This window comes from Roseateles sp. GW821-FHT09H11 (assembly GCF_059415845.1).
In genome coordinates this window covers 118,252-134,349 of the sequence record NZ_JBWKOA010000007.1, presented here as the reverse complement: position 1 = coordinate 134,349, position 16,098 = coordinate 118,252, and the positions used below count along the sequence as shown (strand labels likewise).

General features: G+C 68.3%; 17 protein-coding genes. 10 read left to right on the top strand and 7 right to left on the bottom strand.

Annotated features, from left to right (window positions below; all coding sequences use genetic code 11):
- Positions 1–7: 7 nt before the first annotated feature.
- Both AC07PR_RS22675 and AC07PR_RS22670 read right to left on the bottom strand, forming a co-directional pair.
- Positions 8–505, bottom strand: a complete 498-nt coding sequence (locus AC07PR_RS22675) for a glutathione peroxidase (RefSeq protein ID WP_377158597.1) — start codon at positions 503–505, stop codon at positions 8–10.
- 60 nt (positions 506–565) lie between these two features.
- Positions 566–1,426, bottom strand: a complete 861-nt coding sequence (locus tag AC07PR_RS22670) for a DMT family transporter (RefSeq protein ID WP_495136650.1) — start codon at positions 1,424–1,426, stop codon at positions 566–568.
- 230 nt (positions 1,427–1,656) lie between these two features.
- On the opposite strand from AC07PR_RS22670, the gene AC07PR_RS22665 reads away from it, so the two are divergent.
- On the top strand, positions 1,657–2,598 hold the full coding sequence (locus AC07PR_RS22665) for a hypothetical protein (RefSeq protein WP_483108436.1): 942 nt from the start codon (positions 1,657–1,659) through the stop codon (positions 2,596–2,598).
- A 151-nt stretch (positions 2,599–2,749) separates the two neighbouring features.
- Here the strand turns inward: AC07PR_RS22665 and lplT are convergent, their stop codons facing one another.
- Positions 2,750–4,027, bottom strand: a complete 1,278-nt coding sequence (lplT, locus tag AC07PR_RS22660; protein ID WP_483108435.1) for a lysophospholipid transporter LplT — start codon at positions 4,025–4,027, stop codon at positions 2,750–2,752.
- Positions 4,028–4,246: 219 nt separating this feature from the next.
- Between lplT and alr the strand changes: the two genes are divergently transcribed.
- The 6 genes from alr to AC07PR_RS22630 all read left to right on the top strand — a co-directional run bounded on the left by alr (position 4,247) and on the right by AC07PR_RS22630 (position 9,388).
- On the top strand, positions 4,247–5,350 hold the full coding sequence (gene alr, locus AC07PR_RS22655) for an alanine racemase (protein ID WP_483108434.1): 1,104 nt from the start codon (positions 4,247–4,249) through the stop codon (positions 5,348–5,350).
- A gap of 31 nt (positions 5,351–5,381) precedes the next feature.
- Positions 5,382–5,789 carry an alternative ribosome rescue aminoacyl-tRNA hydrolase ArfB gene (gene arfB, locus AC07PR_RS22650; RefSeq protein WP_377158606.1) on the top strand — a complete coding sequence of 136 codons (408 nt, stop codon included), beginning with the start codon at positions 5,382–5,384 and terminating at the stop codon, positions 5,787–5,789.
- Positions 5,790–5,825: 36 nt separating this feature from the next.
- On the top strand, positions 5,826–6,593 hold the full coding sequence (locus AC07PR_RS22645) for a hypothetical protein (RefSeq protein WP_495136649.1): 768 nt from the start codon (positions 5,826–5,828) through the stop codon (positions 6,591–6,593).
- 92 nt (positions 6,594–6,685) lie between these two features.
- Positions 6,686–7,555: a PEPxxWA-CTERM sorting domain-containing protein gene (locus AC07PR_RS22640; RefSeq protein WP_495136648.1), complete on the top strand. Its 870-nt coding sequence runs from the start codon at positions 6,686–6,688 to the stop codon at positions 7,553–7,555.
- 54 nt (positions 7,556–7,609) lie between these two features.
- Positions 7,610–8,464 carry a PEP-CTERM sorting domain-containing protein gene (locus AC07PR_RS22635; protein ID WP_495136647.1) on the top strand — a complete coding sequence of 285 codons (855 nt, stop codon included), beginning with the start codon at positions 7,610–7,612 and terminating at the stop codon, positions 8,462–8,464.
- Between the two features lie 69 nt (positions 8,465–8,533).
- On the top strand, positions 8,534–9,388 hold the full coding sequence (locus AC07PR_RS22630) for a PEP-CTERM sorting domain-containing protein (RefSeq protein WP_495136646.1): 855 nt from the start codon (positions 8,534–8,536) through the stop codon (positions 9,386–9,388).
- Here the strand turns inward: AC07PR_RS22630 and AC07PR_RS22625 are convergent.
- The 4 genes from AC07PR_RS22625 to AC07PR_RS22610 form a co-directional block, all read right to left on the bottom strand.
- Positions 9,378–9,776, bottom strand: coding sequence for a type II TA system antitoxin MqsA family protein (locus AC07PR_RS22625; RefSeq protein WP_495136645.1), 399 nt, complete (start codon positions 9,774–9,776; stop codon positions 9,378–9,380). The two genes, AC07PR_RS22630 and AC07PR_RS22625, sit on opposite strands and share 11 nt — an antisense overlap.
- A 1-nt stretch (position 9,777) precedes the next feature.
- Positions 9,778–10,074, bottom strand: coding sequence for a type II toxin-antitoxin system MqsR family toxin (locus AC07PR_RS22620; RefSeq protein WP_431101068.1), 297 nt, complete (start codon positions 10,072–10,074; stop codon positions 9,778–9,780).
- Positions 10,075–10,270: 196 nt separating this feature from the next.
- Positions 10,271–11,155, bottom strand: coding sequence for a DMT family transporter (locus AC07PR_RS22615; protein ID WP_431101067.1), 885 nt, complete (start codon positions 11,153–11,155; stop codon positions 10,271–10,273).
- 159 nt (positions 11,156–11,314) lie between these two features.
- Positions 11,315–11,947, bottom strand: a complete 633-nt coding sequence (locus AC07PR_RS22610) for a LysE family transporter (protein ID WP_431101066.1) — start codon at positions 11,945–11,947, stop codon at positions 11,315–11,317.
- Between the two features lie 204 nt (positions 11,948–12,151).
- Between AC07PR_RS22610 and AC07PR_RS22605 the strand changes: the two genes are divergently transcribed.
- The 3 genes from AC07PR_RS22605 (at position 12,152) to radA (ending at position 16,017) form a co-directional block, all read left to right on the top strand.
- The gene (locus tag AC07PR_RS22605) at positions 12,152–13,627 is read left to right on the top strand and encodes a sodium:solute symporter (RefSeq protein WP_495136644.1); all 1,476 of its coding nucleotides are present in this window, start codon (positions 12,152–12,154) and stop codon (positions 13,625–13,627) included.
- A 25-nt stretch (positions 13,628–13,652) separates the two neighbouring features.
- Positions 13,653–14,597 (top strand): hypothetical protein, encoded by a 945-nt coding sequence (locus AC07PR_RS22600; protein WP_495136643.1) that lies wholly within the window; start codon positions 13,653–13,655, stop codon positions 14,595–14,597.
- A 61-nt stretch (positions 14,598–14,658) separates the two neighbouring features.
- Entirely contained in the window at positions 14,659–16,017 is a 1,359-nt protein-coding gene (gene radA, locus AC07PR_RS22595; RefSeq protein WP_377158625.1) for a DNA repair protein RadA, read from the top strand.
- Positions 16,018–16,098: the final 81 nt, after the last annotated feature.

Here is a 16,098-nt window from a genome sequence, read left to right as displayed (position 1 = left end):
GTGAGGCTCAGTCCGCCAGCGCCGCCTCGATCTCCCCGCGGATCGAGTCCGGCGAGTCGTTCGGGGCGAACCGCTTCAGCACCTGGCCGTCGCGGCCGACCAGGAACTTGGTGAAGTTCCACTTGATCGCCTGCGTGCCCAGGATGCCGGGCTTCTCGCCCTTGAGCCATTGCCACAGCGGGTGCGCCTCCCCGCCGTTGACCTTGATCTTGGCCATCATCGGGAAGCTCACGCCGTAGTTCAGCTGGCAGAACGACGAGATCTCCTCGTTGCTGCCCGGGTCCTGGCCGCCGAATTCATTGCTGGGGAAACCGACGACCACCAGCCCGCGCGCCTGGAAATCGCGCCACAGGTCCTCGAGCCCCTTGAACTGCGGCGTGAAGCCGCATTCGCTGGCGGTGTTGACGACCAGCAGCACGCGGCCGCGGTACTGCGACAGCTCGACCGGTTCACCGGCGATGCTGACGGCGTCGAAGTCGAACGCAGTCTTGCCATTGGCGCTCATGGGGGACCTCCTCGTTGCGGACCGGTTGGACCGGGGTGCATCCTAGCGCGGCGGCACGGATCAGGCGCGACGGCGTTCCAGTGCCGCCAGCATCGCCGCGGCCAGGATCGCGGCGCCGCCCGCCGCGGTCTTGCCGTCCAGCGTGCCGCCGCCCAGCAGCAGCGCCGAGACCGCCGCCACCGGCACCTCCGTCAGCATGACCACCGCCGTCACGTTGGCCGGCAGCCGCGCCGCCCCGTATTGCAGCGACAGGTTGGAGACGAAGAACAGCAACGCCATCCCCGCCAGCGGCAGCAACCAGGCCGCGCCCGGCAGCGACGGCCACGGCGCGAGGCCCTGGCCGGCCATGGCCGTCGCGGACAGGCCCGCCACCAGCACGCCGCCGGCGAACATGGCCAGCGCCCGCGCGCCGGAGCTGCGGGCGGCTTCGCGGCGCAGCATCACGTTGTTGAACGCGAAGGTCATCCCCCCGAGCAGTCCGAGCACGTCCGGCAGGCTGGACGGCACCGGCCAGCCGCCCTCCGACGGCGCCAGCACCGCCAGCGCGCCGCCCAGCGCCAGGGCGATCCGCAGACCGGCCGACGCCGTCAACGGCTCGCCCAGGACCAGCCGCGCCAGCAGCACCGCCCAGAGCGGCATCAGGTAGAAGAGCAGCACCACCCGCACCACGTCGCCGGTCGACACCCCCCAGTTGAACGCGGTGTTGGTGATCCCGGCCGCCAGCGTCACCACCCACAGGCCGGGGGAGCGCAGCCATTCCGCCATCGCCCCGCGCTGGCTGGCCAGCACCACGATCAGCGACAGGACGTACAGGATCACCGTCGTCCACAAGGGGTGCATGCCGGCCCCCTCGAACTGTCGGAACGGCCACCAGGAGAGCCCCCAGATGGTGGCGTTGAGCATCAGGGCGAGGATCGGCATTCGGGAACTGGGGACAGACGAAGGAACGGGGGGGACGCCCAAGAGGTGGGGCTTGTGCAACAGTCCCCCCGACGGGGCTTGGATCCGGGCTGCGGACCGGCCAACAATGCCCAGGGTTTGTAGCATGGCGCAAGGACTGACCCTGACCTCCAATCGGGGCGCCGTGCGCCTGTCATGCACGCGGCCTACCCTGTCGCGTGTGACCCGTCCACCAAAGTAGGGAGAGCTTCTTGGATCACCTGGCCTGTTTCGCCCCCGAGGATTTGCAGTCCAAGCCCGGGCCCGACCTGCAGACTTATCACTGGCGGCTGCTGGCTCAAGGAGACTCCTGGTTCTCGACCGCCCAGGCCAAGCTCAGCGCGCACGCGAACCTGCTTCAGGAACTGGTGCTGACCAAGGCCGCCGTCGCGATCAATTGCGCCGGACAGCGCGAAAGCCTGTCCAAGGTGGTTGAACTGGCGTCTTCCCCCGACTTCGTGCGCCTGCTCACCGCGCCCGAGGCGCCGGTCTGGGACGGCATCCTGCTGTCCGTCGGCGGCAACGACCTGATCCAGGCGGCCCAGACGCCGACGCAGATCGACGGCGTGGAAGTGCCGCTGCATCTGCGGCTGCTGCGCAACCAGACCGAATGGGGGCCGCCGTCCGCCGGTGTCGGCCGCTACTTCTCGGAGCCCGGCTGGGCCACCTACGCCGAGTACCTGAAGGCCAACCTGCGCCACCTGCTGACCTTGCGCGACCAGGGGCCGTCCGCGGGCAAGCCGGTCTTCATCCATTGCTACGCAGTGCCGATGCCGCGCCCGGCCGGCGCGGAAGACGCCGGCCACGGCCCGTGGCTGTATCCAGCGCTCAAGGCCTACGCGATCCCGGCGGCCGACTGGGCGGCGGTCAGCCGACTGATGGTCATGCACCTGGCGCTGCTGCTGAAGACGCTGATGGCGGACAAGGAGCAGTTCCCGGGGCTGTTCGTGTTCGACTCGACCGCCGTCCCCCTGGCCGCGGCCACGCCGGGCGCCAGCGGCATCAGCGGCGACTGGCACAACGAGATCCATCTCAACCACAGCGGCTGCCTGAAGATCGGCCGCGCCTGGTCGGAGCACATCGACCAGGTGCTGACCACCGGCGGCATCGTCGTCGCGGCGCCGCCGACCGGGCGCGGGCGCGCGCGGCGCTGAGGGCTTCAGGACTGCCACCGCCGCTGGCCCTCACCCCTGCCCACTCCCGCAAGCGGGAGAGGGAGAGGGAGTAAGAATGAACGCCACAAACGACGACGGCCCCGCGAGGGGCCGTCGTCGTTTGAGCGGAAACCTCCGCCCGGCGTCGCGCTCAGTGCTTGTCGCTGCGCGCGATGGCCAGCAGGCGGTTGAGCTCTTCGGCGTGCTCGATCTTGTTGTGCGCGTGCCAGCGCCCGACCACCCACATGATCCCCGCCACCAGCAGGCCGAAGATCGTGATCGATCCGAAGGCCGAGGTGCCGAAGCGCGTCAGCATCGTGTACAGCGCGCCCAGGCCCAGGATGCAGGCCTGCTCGTTGAAGTTCTGCACGGCGATCGAGCGGCCCGCGCCCATCAGGTTGTGGCCGCGGTGCTGCAGCAGCGCGTTCATCGGCACGACCAGGTAGCCGCCGATCCCGCCCAGCACGATCAGGAAGGGGATGGCCAGCCAGAGGTTGTTGATGAAGTTCAGCACCAGCATCAGCAGGCCCATGCCGATGCCCAGCGGGATGACGCTGGTGGCCTTGTCCAGCCGCACGACCATCGAGGCCACCACGGCGCCGACGGCGGTGCCGATCGCCACCACGCCGGCCAGCGCCGACGCCTGCGTCGTGCCGTAGCCCAGCGCCGCCGCGGCCCAGGCGAAGACGATGTAGCGCATGTTCCCCGACACGCCCCAGAACAGCGTCGTCATGCCGAGCGAGATCTGGCCCAGCTTGTCCTGCCAGAGCCGCGAATTGCAGGCGGCGAACTCGCGCACCAGGTCGGTCGCGTTGTGCGCGATCGGCTGCAGCGGGGACTCCGTGCGGGGGATGCGCAGGTTGAAGAGCGCGGCGATGAAGTACAGCACCACCATGAAGGCGATGGCCGCCTCGGGCGGCGTGTCGATGCCGGTGTCGATGAAGGGGACGTCGATGGCCAGCAGCCACGCCGACGCCTTGTCGCCGATCAGTTGGCCGCCGAAGACGGCGCCCAGGATGATGGAGGCGATGGTCAGGCCCTCGATCCAGCCGTTGGCCTTCACCAGTTGGGACGGCGGCAGGAGCTCGGTCAGGATGCCGTACTTGGCCGGCGAATAGGCGGCGGCGCCGAGACCGACGATCGCATAGGCGATCAGCGGGTGCACCCCCACCAGCATGCTCAGGCATCCCAGCACCTTGATGGTGTTGGAGATGAACATGACCTTGCCCTTGGGCACCGCGTCCGCGAAGGCGCCGACGAAGGGTGCGAGCACCACGTAGAACAGCGCGAACATGGGCACCAGCGCGGCACGCTGCCACTCGGCGGCGCCGCTGGTGCGGAGCAGTTCAACGGCGGCCACGAACAGCGCGTTATCAGCCAGCGAGCTGAAGAACTGCGCTGACATGATGGTGTAGAAGCCTTTTTTCATCGACCCGGCATACCTGGAACTGCGGTGAACACGCTGGGTCCACGGGGTGGGGAAAGGCAGCGCTGCGGCGGGTTTATAGCATGCGCTCGTTTTCGTAACAGCGCTTCACGGGACAGTGTCCCTGTGCTATCCAGCACCGCTTTTCCGTCTCCCGGACGCCCTCCCCCTCGCGCCGCGCGGGAGCGTGAACCCGTTCATGGCGCGGCACAATGGGCGACCATGCCGCGTCCGATCGAAGCCCTCATCCACCAGCCCGCGCTGGCCCACAACATCGCCCGCGCCCGCGCCTGCGCGCCCGACGCGCAGGTGTTCGCGGTGGTGAAGGCCAACGCCTACGGCCACGGCATCGAGCGTGCGTTCGACGCGCTGCGCAGCGCCGACGGCTTCGCGATGCTGGACCTGGACGAGGCCCAGCGCGTGCGCGATCTCGGCTGGCGCGGCCCGATCCTGCTGCTGGAAGGCTGCTTCGAATCGCGCGACCTGGAACTGTGCTCGCGCCTCAAGCTCTGGCACGCGGTGCACCACGAGCAGCAGGTCGACTGGCTGGCCATGCACAAGACCCATGAGCCGCACCGCGTGTTCCTGAAGCTCAACAGCGGCATGAACCGGCTGGGCTTCACGCCGAGCGCCTTCCGCGGCGCCTGGACGCGGCTGAACGCGCTGCCGCAGGTGGACGAGATCTCGCTGATGACGCACTTCTCGGACGCCGACGGTCCGCGCGGCATCGCGCACCAGATCGCCGTCTTCAAGGAGGCGACGGCCGACCTGCCAGGCTCACGCACGCTGAGCAACAGCGCCGCGATCCTGCGTCACAGCCAGGACCCGGCGGTGCGGGCCGACTGGGTGCGCTCAGGGATCATGACCTACGGCAGCGCGCCGGACTTTCCGGAGCACGACATCGCCCACTGGGACCTGAAGCCCACGATGACGCTGCGGGCCAAGGTGCTGGCAGTGCAGCACCTGAAGGAAGGCGACAGCGTCGGTTACGGCAGCAGCTTCGTGGCGCAACGCGCGATGCGCATCGGCACGGTCGCCTGCGGCTATGCGGACGGTTATCCGCGTCACGCCGTGCACGGCACGCCGGTGCTGGTCGGCGGCCGGCGCAGCGCGACGATCGGTCGCGTGTCGATGGACATGCTGGCGGTCGACCTGAGCGATCTTCCCAACGAAGGCATCGGCAGCGAGGTCACGCTGTGGGGCCAGGGTCCCCACGGCTCGGTGCTGCCGATCGACGAGGTGGCCCGCGCGGCCGGCACGATCGGCTACGAGTTGATGTGCGCGGTGACCCGGCGCGTGCCGGTGCACGTCGAGACGCTGGGCTGAGGCCCGGCGATCGTCCGGCTCCGTCGGCGTCATGCACCTGGACTGGACGCCGGCCGACTGGGAGCTCGAGATCTCCGCGATCCGGGCCAGCGGTCCCGGCGGCCAGAACGTCAACAAGGTCAGCAGCGCGGTGCACCTGCGCTTCGACATCCGGCGCTCCACGCTGCCGGCGCTGATCAAGGAACGCCTGCTGGCGCTCAGCGATCAGCGGATCACGGCCGAGGGCGTCGTGGTGATCAAGGCCCAGGAATCACGCAGCCAGGAGCAGAACCGTGCCGATGCGATCGCGCGCCTGGTCGCGCTGGCGCAGAGCGTGGCGCACACGCCGAAGACGCGTCGGGCGACGAAGCCGACCTACGGCTCGCAGAAGCGCCGCCTGGAGGCCAAGAGCCAGCGCGGCGACATCAAGGCCGGGCGCGGCAAGGTCCGCGGCGACTGAGCCGGCCGGGACCGCAAGATCGATGAGGGAGAGGACATGTTCAAGGCATTGCGGATCCTGATCCTGCTCGGGATCCTGTTGACGGTGGCGGTGACCACGCTGGTCGGCCGCTGGCAGGCCCAGTCCTGGAAGCGGCCGCAGGTCGTGACGCTGTATCCGATCAACGCGTCGGGCGACGCCGTGACGGACCTCTATCTGGAGCGACTGGACGCCGCCGCCTTCGCGGGACTGGCGCCCTACTTCCAGCGGGAGGCGGCCCGGTACGGCGTGTCCTTGTCCGAGCCGGTGCGGATCGTGCTGGGCAGCCGTGTACGTGTCGCGCCACCCGCGGTGCCGCGCGACGCGGGGCCGCTGTCGGCGATCTCGTGGAGCCTGCGGATGCGCTGGTGGGCCTGGCGCCAGACGCCGCCGAGCTCGCCGGTGCCGGACGTGAAGCTCTTCCTGATGTACCACCCGCCGGACTTCGCCGGCGCGCTGCCGCATTCGATCGGGCTGGAGAAGGGCCGGCTCGGACTGGTGCACCTGTTCGCGTCGAAGGGACAGCAGGCGCAGAACGAGGTCGTCATCGCGCACGAGGCGCTGCACACCTTCGGCGCGACCGACAAGTACGACCCGTCGACGCTGGCGCCGGTGTTCCCCGAGGGCTTTGCGGAACCACGCCAGGAGCCCCGACATCCGCAGACGGCGGCCGAGCTGATGGCCGGCCGCATCCCGGTACGTGAGGGCGAGCAGCGGATCCCATCGGGCCTGGGCGAGACGGTCATCGGTCCAGCGACGGCGGTGGAGATCGGCTGGGTGAAGTAAGCGGGCGTTGCGGCCCCCTCCATTCGAGGGGGCCTGCCGACGCTTTGCAAAGCTGACATGGAGAAAATCCCGCCCGAGAGGGAAGGAACTCCATGAACAAGAAGATCGGCGGGCTGACGCTCGCCCTGGCGGCCGTCACGAGCATGGCCGCTTCACCGGCGCGCGCGGAGCGCTTCGAAGCCACGTTCACCGGCACGCTGACGCGGATGCAGTCCACCGTCGGCTGCCAGGACTGGGAAAGGATCGTCTGCGCATCGCGGCAGGATCTGTCGCCGGTGGCGCCGATCACCTTCACCCGCTCCTTCGTGTTCGAGGTGGGCGGCCCGGGGATGAGCACCGCCGTCGGCACGGGCGTCTTCGAGCCCTCCGTCGACTGGTACGGCCGCCCCATGCGCTACGAGCTGGGCGACCAGGCGATGGGCAGCCTGACGAGCAGCGAGCCGGTCTCCGGGGCGCTGATTCCGGCCGGTGTCCTGGCGCACGCACAACTCACGGCGCCGGCTGCCATCGACGGCAGCTACGTCAGCACCTTCCACATCCGGGACATCAGCACCTACCTCGATGCGGCCGGCGGAGAGTCCCGGGCGGACCTGTGGGGCGCCAACGAGAGCGTCGGCTGGACGACCGCGAGCGGGCAGAACGTGAGCCTGATGTTCCAGTTCATGCAGGCGATGCCGTTCGCGGTGACCCAGCAGAACCTGTCCGAGGCGATGTCGGTGAGCGATTTCATCGCGCGCATGAACCAGGACTTCTGGTGCCAGGGCTGCACGCAGACGCTGATCGTCTCGGCGACGGTGGCGGGCGGCGGCACCATCAGCGATTACCTGTTCCACGGCTCGATCGGCGCCTTCAGCGTGCGACAGCTCGGCGCCTCAGCGGTGCCGGAACCGGCGACCTACGCGCTGATGCTTGCCGGCGTGGCAGTGGTCGGCTTTGCCGCGCGGCGTCGCAAGTCGGGCTGACGAACGACATCGCGACGCGACGCGCGAATCGATCACCACAAGAGGGAGGATTCCATGAAGAAGCAGTGGATGGCCGTCGCGCTGAGCGCCGGTCTCAGCCAGATGGCGATGGCGACGACCTACAAGGTCGACTTCGAGGGCAGCCTGCTCATCGGCAGCAAGACGGTCAATTGCCCGCAGGAGTCCATCGACTGCGACGGCTTCGTCCAGGACCTGAACGTCCAGCGCCAACCCTTCTCGATGAGCTTCACCTTCGAAATCGGGGCGTCACCAGGGCGGTCCAATCTGTTCACCTCACACGTCGCATCGACCGATCCGATCTCGGGTCGCAGCATCGACTCGTGGTCGGCCACCGAGCGTTATGCCAACTGGGCGACGGGTGACGCCAAGGCGTCTCAGGTCCCCGTCCTGCCCTCAGCCTCGCCGAACCCCTTCGACGGCGCCGCGGGCGTGACGCATCAGGTCTTCACCTCGGCGATGCGGAGCCGGAACGTCCGCGCGTGGACCGACAACCAGCAGGTGATCAGATCCTCCGAGGGCTGGGGCTTGAGTAGTTCCGAACTCTGGATGGATGCCTCCGGCGCCGGCTACCAGACCTTCGTGGCACTCAGCGGGAGTACACCCTTCAGCGGCGGCACGGTCGACAACTACGATGACCTCGAGCCGATCGCCTACTACCTGGACATGTTGAAGCAAGGCATGACCTGCCAGACATGTGTCCAGCTGCAATGGTTCGACAACCTGTACTCCACCGATGGTCTGTACAGCGGCGTTCGCATCGACGGCCGCGGTCGCCTCGTGTCGATCACCGAGATCACCGCGGCGGTGCCGGAGCCGTCAACCTACGCGCTGATGCTGGCCGGCGTGGTCGCGATCGGATTTGCCGCCCGCCGACGCAAGGCGGGCTGAACGGCCACGACGCAACGAGTCGGTGGCTCAGTCCACAAATAGGGAGGAACTGCGATGAAGAAGCGTTGGATGTTGGTCCTGCTGAGCGCGGGACTTTTCGAGGCGGCGATGGCGGACGTGCTCGTCACGGTACAGGGTGCCAACTTCATGGGCGAGAAGACCGTCGATTGCCCTGGGACCTCGGTGGACTGTGCGGGCCATGTGACGGACATCAGCCTGAGCGGACCGCTGTCCGTGAACTTCAACATCGCGTTCGGTGCCACACCGGGCCAGACGACCTTCGTCACGCGGACCACGAGCTTCACCGATGTCGTGACCGGTCGCGCGTTCAGTGTCTTCAGCGCCACGCAGCGTTATGCGCAGTGGGTGACGGCCGATCCGGCCGACGGACAGAACCCCACCCTCCCCGATTCCCCCGCAAACCCGCTGGAGGGGGATGCCTCCGCCACGCTCAGTGTCCTCAACTCGGCTTACCGCAACCGAAGCATCAGTGTCTGGGCCGATACCGGTGAGGTCTTCCGGTCCACCCAGAGTTGGACACTGCAGAGTCAGCAAACCTGGCGCGGTGACGGCGTCTCCGGTTATCAGCGTCGGCTCTCGCTCAACGGGTATGACAGCGGGTTCATGGCCACCCTCGACAGCTACGATGATCTCGAATCCGCGGACTACTTCGTCGATCTGCTCACGCGCAGCCAGGATTGCGTCAATTGCGTTGGCATCCTGATGCAGGACTGGCACACGGGCGTCGACGAGACCTTCAACTCCGTCTACCTGGCGGCCGGCGGCCAGCTCACGTCGATCACCGGAAGCACGGCGGCGGCGGTCGTGCCGGAACCGTCGACCTATGCGCTGATCCTGGCCGGCGTGGCGGGGATGGGTGTTGCCGCCCGGCGCCAGCGCGCCGCTGCGACGATCAAGCCCTGATCTCTTCCAGCAGATCCGGGTGGCGGTCGAGCAGCCTCAGCAGCTTGATCAACGCCAGCGGCGGCTGAGTCTTGCCGGTCTCGTAGCGGGAGAAGGCGTTCACGCCACCGCCGAAGATTTCTCCGGCTTCGCGCTGATCCAGCGCGAGCCTCTTTCGGACCTCCGAGATGAAAGACGGATCGACCTGCGACGCATTCACCTGCTTCGAGAATGCGCTCACCGCGCGCATGACGCGCCCAGACTCGTCCATGTCCATCGTCACCTCATCGCAAGATGGGCAGAAGTCTCCGGTAACCGCGGTAATGATCGTGGACATGCCCTTGTAGACATGCTCAATATCTCGGGTGTCGCGTACCGTCTTCGCGAATCCGCAGGCCGGACATTTCATTTCACAACTCCTTGAATGAGACGAGCACAACTTCCTCGGCCACGCTCAACTTCAGGTAGATCCGACCTCGAAGCGTCGTAGGCCGATAGACGTCTTGCCACTCGCGATGATCGTGATACGTGGTCATGCTCTTGTAGAAGTCACCCTGGCCCAGCGCCAGCACCACGTCGGACATCTGTTCCTCGTCGAAGCCCAGGGCCTCAGCTCCGAGGGACGCCGAGAGCGTTGCTCGAATGCGCCCTTGTGACACCAGTTGCTTGACCGTGGCCAGCGGGTAATGCGCCTTGTGCTTTTCCATCGAATATTAACCTAGTTGGTTAGTGACGGAAATCCGCATTGGCGCTCCGTCATCGAGGGCGAAGCGTGTGATCGAATGAGGCGCGAGACCTTGCGATTGCGCAAGACCTGGCCCCGCTTCCCGCTTCAGCGGGAAGCCTTCAGCGAGGCATCAGGAAGAAATCAGGAAGAATTTCGAACCGAACGAGAGAAGCCGCTCACCGCTGCGGCCTTGTCGCCACGTAGATGCTGCCGAGGCACAGCACCATGCCGGCGAGCGCCAGCATCGTCGGCCGCCAGCCTTCAAAGATCGCGGAGATCCCCAGCGCGATCACCGGGATCACCACGCCGGTCAGCGCCGCGCGCGCCGTGCCCTGACGTTGCGCCAGCTTGAAGTACAGGACGAAGGCGATCACCGAGCCGAACACCGCCAGGTACAGCAGGCTGAACACGTATTCCGGCGTCCACGCGAAGTTCAGGCCCTGCCCCGTCGTCACCGACGTGACCAGCAGGAACACCGCCCCGTAGCCCATGCTCCACGCCAGCACCGGCACCAGCGGCAGGCCGCGGCGGGTCAGGGTCAGCGTCAGCACGTTGCCGATGCACGCGGCCAGCACGGCCGCCAAGCCGATCGCCAGGCCGTAGGCCGCCGTCGGGCGGGCGCCCGTCGAGGCGATCTCCGGCCAGAAGATCATCACCACCCCCGCCACCGCGCCCGCCGACACCGCCAGGAAGCGGCCCGTCACTCGCTGGGCGAAGAAGATCCGGCCCGACAGCGCGTTGCCGAACACCATCAGACAGAACAGCACCGCCACCAGCCCGCTGGGGATGTGGCGCTCCGCCTCGTAGACAGAGTAGTAGTTACCGCTGTACTGGACGATCCCCGTCGCCAGCATCAGCCCGTGCGCCGACCACGGCAGCTTCAGCGACAGCTTCTGCCAGCGTGCAAAGCCGGCCAGCATCAGCGCCGCCAGGCCGAAGCGCCAGCCCACCGAGTTCAGGATCGGCACGCCCGAGGCGAGCTGATAAAGGATCACGTGCCAGGTGCTGGCCCAGATCAGCGTCGGGCCCCAGAACAACCAGCGGTCGGAAACGGTGGACATGATGTGCGGCAGCGATCTGTACCGGTCGCCCACGTGGGGAAGCATTCAGCGGGCCGGTGAAAACGACGAGGCCGCCCTTTGGGGGCGGCCTTCGGTGGGGAGCGACCCTTGTCGGGACCGCTCAGGACGAGCCGGAATCCGGCGCTTCGGTGAGGCGCTTCAGTCGGCCGCCTTCTTGAAGGTTGCCAGCAGCGCGCCGGCACCGACGAACAACGAGCCGAAGATCCGGTTCATCGCCTTCAGGTGCGATTCCGAGCGCAGCGCCCGCAGCACGCGCGCCGCGAGCAGCGTGTAGCCGGCCATCACGACGGCGTCGGTGAAGGCCAGCGTCGCGCCGATCACCGCGTACTGCTGCGGCAGGCTCTGGTGCAGGTTCAGGAACTGCGGCACCACGGCCAGCAGGAAGACCGTCCCCTTGGGGTTCACCGCGTTGATGCCCCAGCCGCGCAGCACCAGCTCACGACGCGACACCTGCCGGCCTTCGGCCTGCTCGGCCACCAGCGGCCTGGCCGGCGAACGCCACTGCTGGATGCCGAGGTACACGAGGTAGGCCACACCGGCCCACTTGACCACCGCGAAGGCTTGTTCCGACGCCGCGATCAGCGCGCCCAGTCCGGCGCCGACCACCACGATCTGGGTCAGGATGCCCAGGATCAGGCCCATGGTCATGAAGTAGCCGCGCTGGAAGCCGTGATTCAGCCCGGCGCTCATCGCCGCAATGGCACCGGCGCCCGGGGACAGGCTGATGGCCCAGGAGGCCGCGAAAAACCCCAGCCAGACTGACAACTCCATGATCGACTCCTTCGAAGGAGCCGAGGTTGTAGCACGCCACCTCTGCGCCGACGAAGGTCAGGGGCAACGCGGCTCCGTGCCCATCGGCCTTGCGGGCCACCACCATTCCCCCTGGAGGGTGGGCTGGCGGGCATCGGCCCGGGTTATGCCCCCCGGCACATTCGGAATGCCGCCCGGACGGCGGCGCTCCAATAATCCCGCGCCATGTCCGCCTCCGTCCTGCTCGTCGTCGTCATCGCCTACTTCTCGCTGCTGCTGGCGGTGGCGTGGTGGACGTCGCGCCGCGCGGACAACGACAGCTTCTTCATCGGCAACCGCAACAGCCACTGGGGGCTGGTCGCCTTCGGAATGATCGGCACCTCGCTCTCCGGGGTGACCTTCATCAGCGTGCCGGGCTCCGTCGGCGCCGGCGCGTTCAGCTACTTCCAGATCATGCTGGGCCAGTTCGCCGGTTACGCGGTCGTGGCCTTCGTGCTGCTGCCGCTCTATTACCGGCTCAACCTCAGCTCCATCTACCGCTACCTCGGCGCGCGCCTCGGCGTCGCCGCGCACCGTACCGGCGCGGGCTTCTTCATCCTGTCCCGCACCCTCGGCGCGACCGCCCGGCTCTACCTGGTCGTGCGCATCCTGCAGGACCTGGTCCTGTCCCAGTTCGGCATGCCGTTCTGGCTCAGCGCGCTGCTGGTGCTCGTGATGATCCTGCTCTACACGCTCGAGGGCGGCGTCAAGACCATCGTCTGGACCGACACGCTCCAGACCACCGGCATGCTCGGCGGCCTGGTGATCTGCGTGGTGTTCCTGCTCCATGCGCTGGGCCTGGACCTGATGTCGGGCTGGCAGCAGATGCGCGCGGCCGGTCTGGCCGACGTCTTCGTGACCGACCCGATGAGCGCCTCGCACTGGGCCAAGCAACTGCTCGCCGGCGCGGCGATCGCCGTTGCGATGACGGGCCTGGACCAGGAGATGATGCAGAAGAACATCTCGGTCAAGCGCCTGGCCGACGCGCAGAAGAACATGATGGTGATGGCGGCCATCATGACCGTCGTCGTGCTGCTGTTCCTGTTCCTCGGCGGCCTGCTGACGATGTATGCGCAGCAGCAGGACATCAGCGCCCACGGCGACCGGCTCTTCCCCGCCGTCGTGATGGGCCACCTGCCGGCCTGGGTGCAGCTGATCTTCGTGATCGCCCTGATTTCGGCGCTGTTCCCGAGCGCCGACGGCGCCATCACCGCGCTCACCTCCAGCACTTGCATCGACCTGATCGGCCTGCAGGAGCGCCGCGACTGGGACGAGGCCCGCAAGCGCCGCGTCCGCAAGACCGTGCACCTCAGCTACGCCCTGCTGTTCCTGCTGCTGACGCTGGGCTTCCGATGGCTGGACGACCCCAGCATGGTCAACCTCATCCTCAAGCTGGCGGGCTACACCTACGGCCCGCTGCTGGGGTTGTTCGCCTTCGGCATCCTCACGACGCGAACCTTGCGGGCGGGCATCCTGCCGTGGGTCGCACTCGCGGCCCCCGCGCTGTGCTGGGTCATCGACGCGCATCAGGCCACCCTCTTCGGGGACTACCGGATGGGGCTGGAGCTGCTGCTGGTGAATGCCGCGCTGACCTTCGGCGGGCTCTGGGCCGGTTCGCGTTCTTCGATGGGCGGCATCGAGCGTTCCGCAGTGGCGGACTGACACCCGCCCGCTATCCTGCGGCGACATGCCCACGCCGCACGTTCCGCCGCAACCCCTGCCGCGCGCCGATCACTCCCGTCAGGCCCATCACGCCTCGGCGCCCCTGACGTTCGCCCAGCGCCACCACGCGCGTCTGCACTGGATCCAGAGCCTGCGGCACCGGCTGCGCGGCCAGTTCCTCCTGCGGCTGCACGTCTTCGTCATCGCGCTGCTGATGCTGGGAGCGCTGATGCTGGGCGGTGCCGGACTGAGGGCGCTCGGCGTCGAAGCGCTGGCCTGGCGCTACGCGCTGCTGCTGCCGATCAGCTACCTCTTCTACCTGGGTCTGCTGCGCCTGTGGGCACTGGCACTGCTGCGTGGCGACGGATCGCCGCTCGAGGCCACACCGGACCTGCTGGATCTCGGCATCCGACTGACCGGCAACCTGGGACGCCCGACGCCACCCGTGCCGTTCCGGACCGGCGGTGGCGGCAACTTCGGCGGCGGCGGGGCTTCCGGAGACTTCTCCACAAGCGCATCCACATCCTTGTCCACCGACTTGCCAACATCCTTGTCCACAGGTTTTCCAGTGGACTTGCCAACAGCTTCTCCCTTGGACTTGTCCCCAGCCGGCGATGCGCTCGGCGCCGCTGGCGACGCCGTGGGCGGGCTGGACGAGAGCGCCCTCGTCGCCGCGCCCGTGCTGCTGATCGTCGGGATCGGCGCGGCACTGGGCTTCTGCGTCTTCGGGCTGTTCGGCGTGGAGGTGCTGTTGGCGGTGTCCGTCGAACTGGCGCTGGCGAGCGTCGCGGGCGGCATGGCCTGGCGGCGCCTGCACGAAGAAGGCTTCTGGCGATGCGCGGTCCGGCGCACCTGGCTGCCGGCCCTGTCGCTGGTGGTGGTGGGCGTGCTGCTGGGGGCGGCCGTCGACCGCTGGATCCCCGCCGCCGACTCGCTGCCGCATGCCTGGCAACTGATCCGGTTGAAGTAGCGGCGAGGGCGGGCGGGCTCCTGCCGCGAGCGGGTCGGGCCGGCGGCGACAATCCCGCCCCATGGCTGCTCAGAAATCCCACTACGTCTGCTCCGAATGCGGCGCCACCAGCGCCAAGTGGCTGGGCCGCTGCCCGTCCTGCAGCGCCTGGAACACCCTCGTCGAAACCGCCGCGGAACCCGCCGCCGGCAAGAACCGCTTCCAGGCGCTGGCCCGCAGCCAGCCCGTCGCGACGCTGTCCGAGATCGAGGCCCGCGACTTCGAACGCACCCCGACTTCGCTGGAAGAGTTGGACCGCGTGCTGGGCGGCGGCATCGTCACCGGCGGCGTGGTGCTGATCGGCGGCGATCCGGGCATCGGCAAGTCGACGCTGCTGCTGCAGGCGGTCGACGCGCTGTCCCGGCAGATGAAGGTCCTCTACGTCACCGGCGAGGAGTCCGGCGCGCAGGTCGCGATGCGCGCCCGCCGTCTGGGCCTGGACGGCTCCCAGGTGCGCGTGCTGGCCGAGATCGGCCTGGAGAAGATCCTCGCCACGATCGAGGTGGAGCAGCCCGACTTCTGCGTCATCGATTCGATCCAGACGATGTACTCCGAGCAGCTGTCTTCGGCGCCCGGCTCGGTCGCGCAGGTCCGCGAATGCGCCGCGCAGCTGACCCGCACCGCCAAGTCCGGCGGCTGCGCGATGGTGCTGGTCGGCCACGTCACCAAGGAAGGCGCGCTGGCCGGACCGCGCGTGCTGGAGCACATCGTCGACACCGTCCTCTACTTCGAGGGCGACACCCACAGCAGCTACCGGCTGGTCCGCGCGATCAAGAACCGCTTCGGCGCGGTCAACGAGATCGGCGTCTTCGCGATGACCGAGAAAGGCCTGAAGGGCGTCACCAACCCGAGCGCGATCTTCCTGTCCACGCACGGCGAGCCGGTGCCCGGCTCCTGCGTGCTGGTCACGCTGGAGGGCACGCGGCCGCTGCTGGTGGAGCTGCAGGCGCTGGTCGACGGCGGCGGGCCCAGCCCGCGCCGGCTGTCGGTGGGCCTGGAGCGCGACCGCCTCGCCATGCTGCTGGCGGTGCTGCACCGGCACGCGGGCGTCGCGACGATGGACCAGGACGTCTTCGTCAACGCCGTCGGCGGCGTGCGCATCAGCGAGCCGGCGGCCGATCTGGCCGTGCTGCTCGCCATCCAGAGCTCGCTGCGCGGCAAGCCGCTGCCCAAGGGCTTCTTCGCCTTCGGCGAGGTCGGCCTGGCCGGCGAGGTCCGCCCCGCGCCGCGCGGCCAGGAGCGGTTGAAGGAAGCCGCCAAGCTGGGCTTCTCGATCGCGGTCGTGCCGCAGGCCAACGCGCCGAAGAAGCCCATCGACGGCCTGACGGTCCACCCGGTCGCCCGCATCGAGGACGCCATCGAGATCCTGCGCGGCCTGTGACGCCGCACGGGCCGGCGATGGCGACGGCAATGGCGATGGCGGCATCCGCAATCGCCACACCCCTCGCCGCGGCGGCGCGAC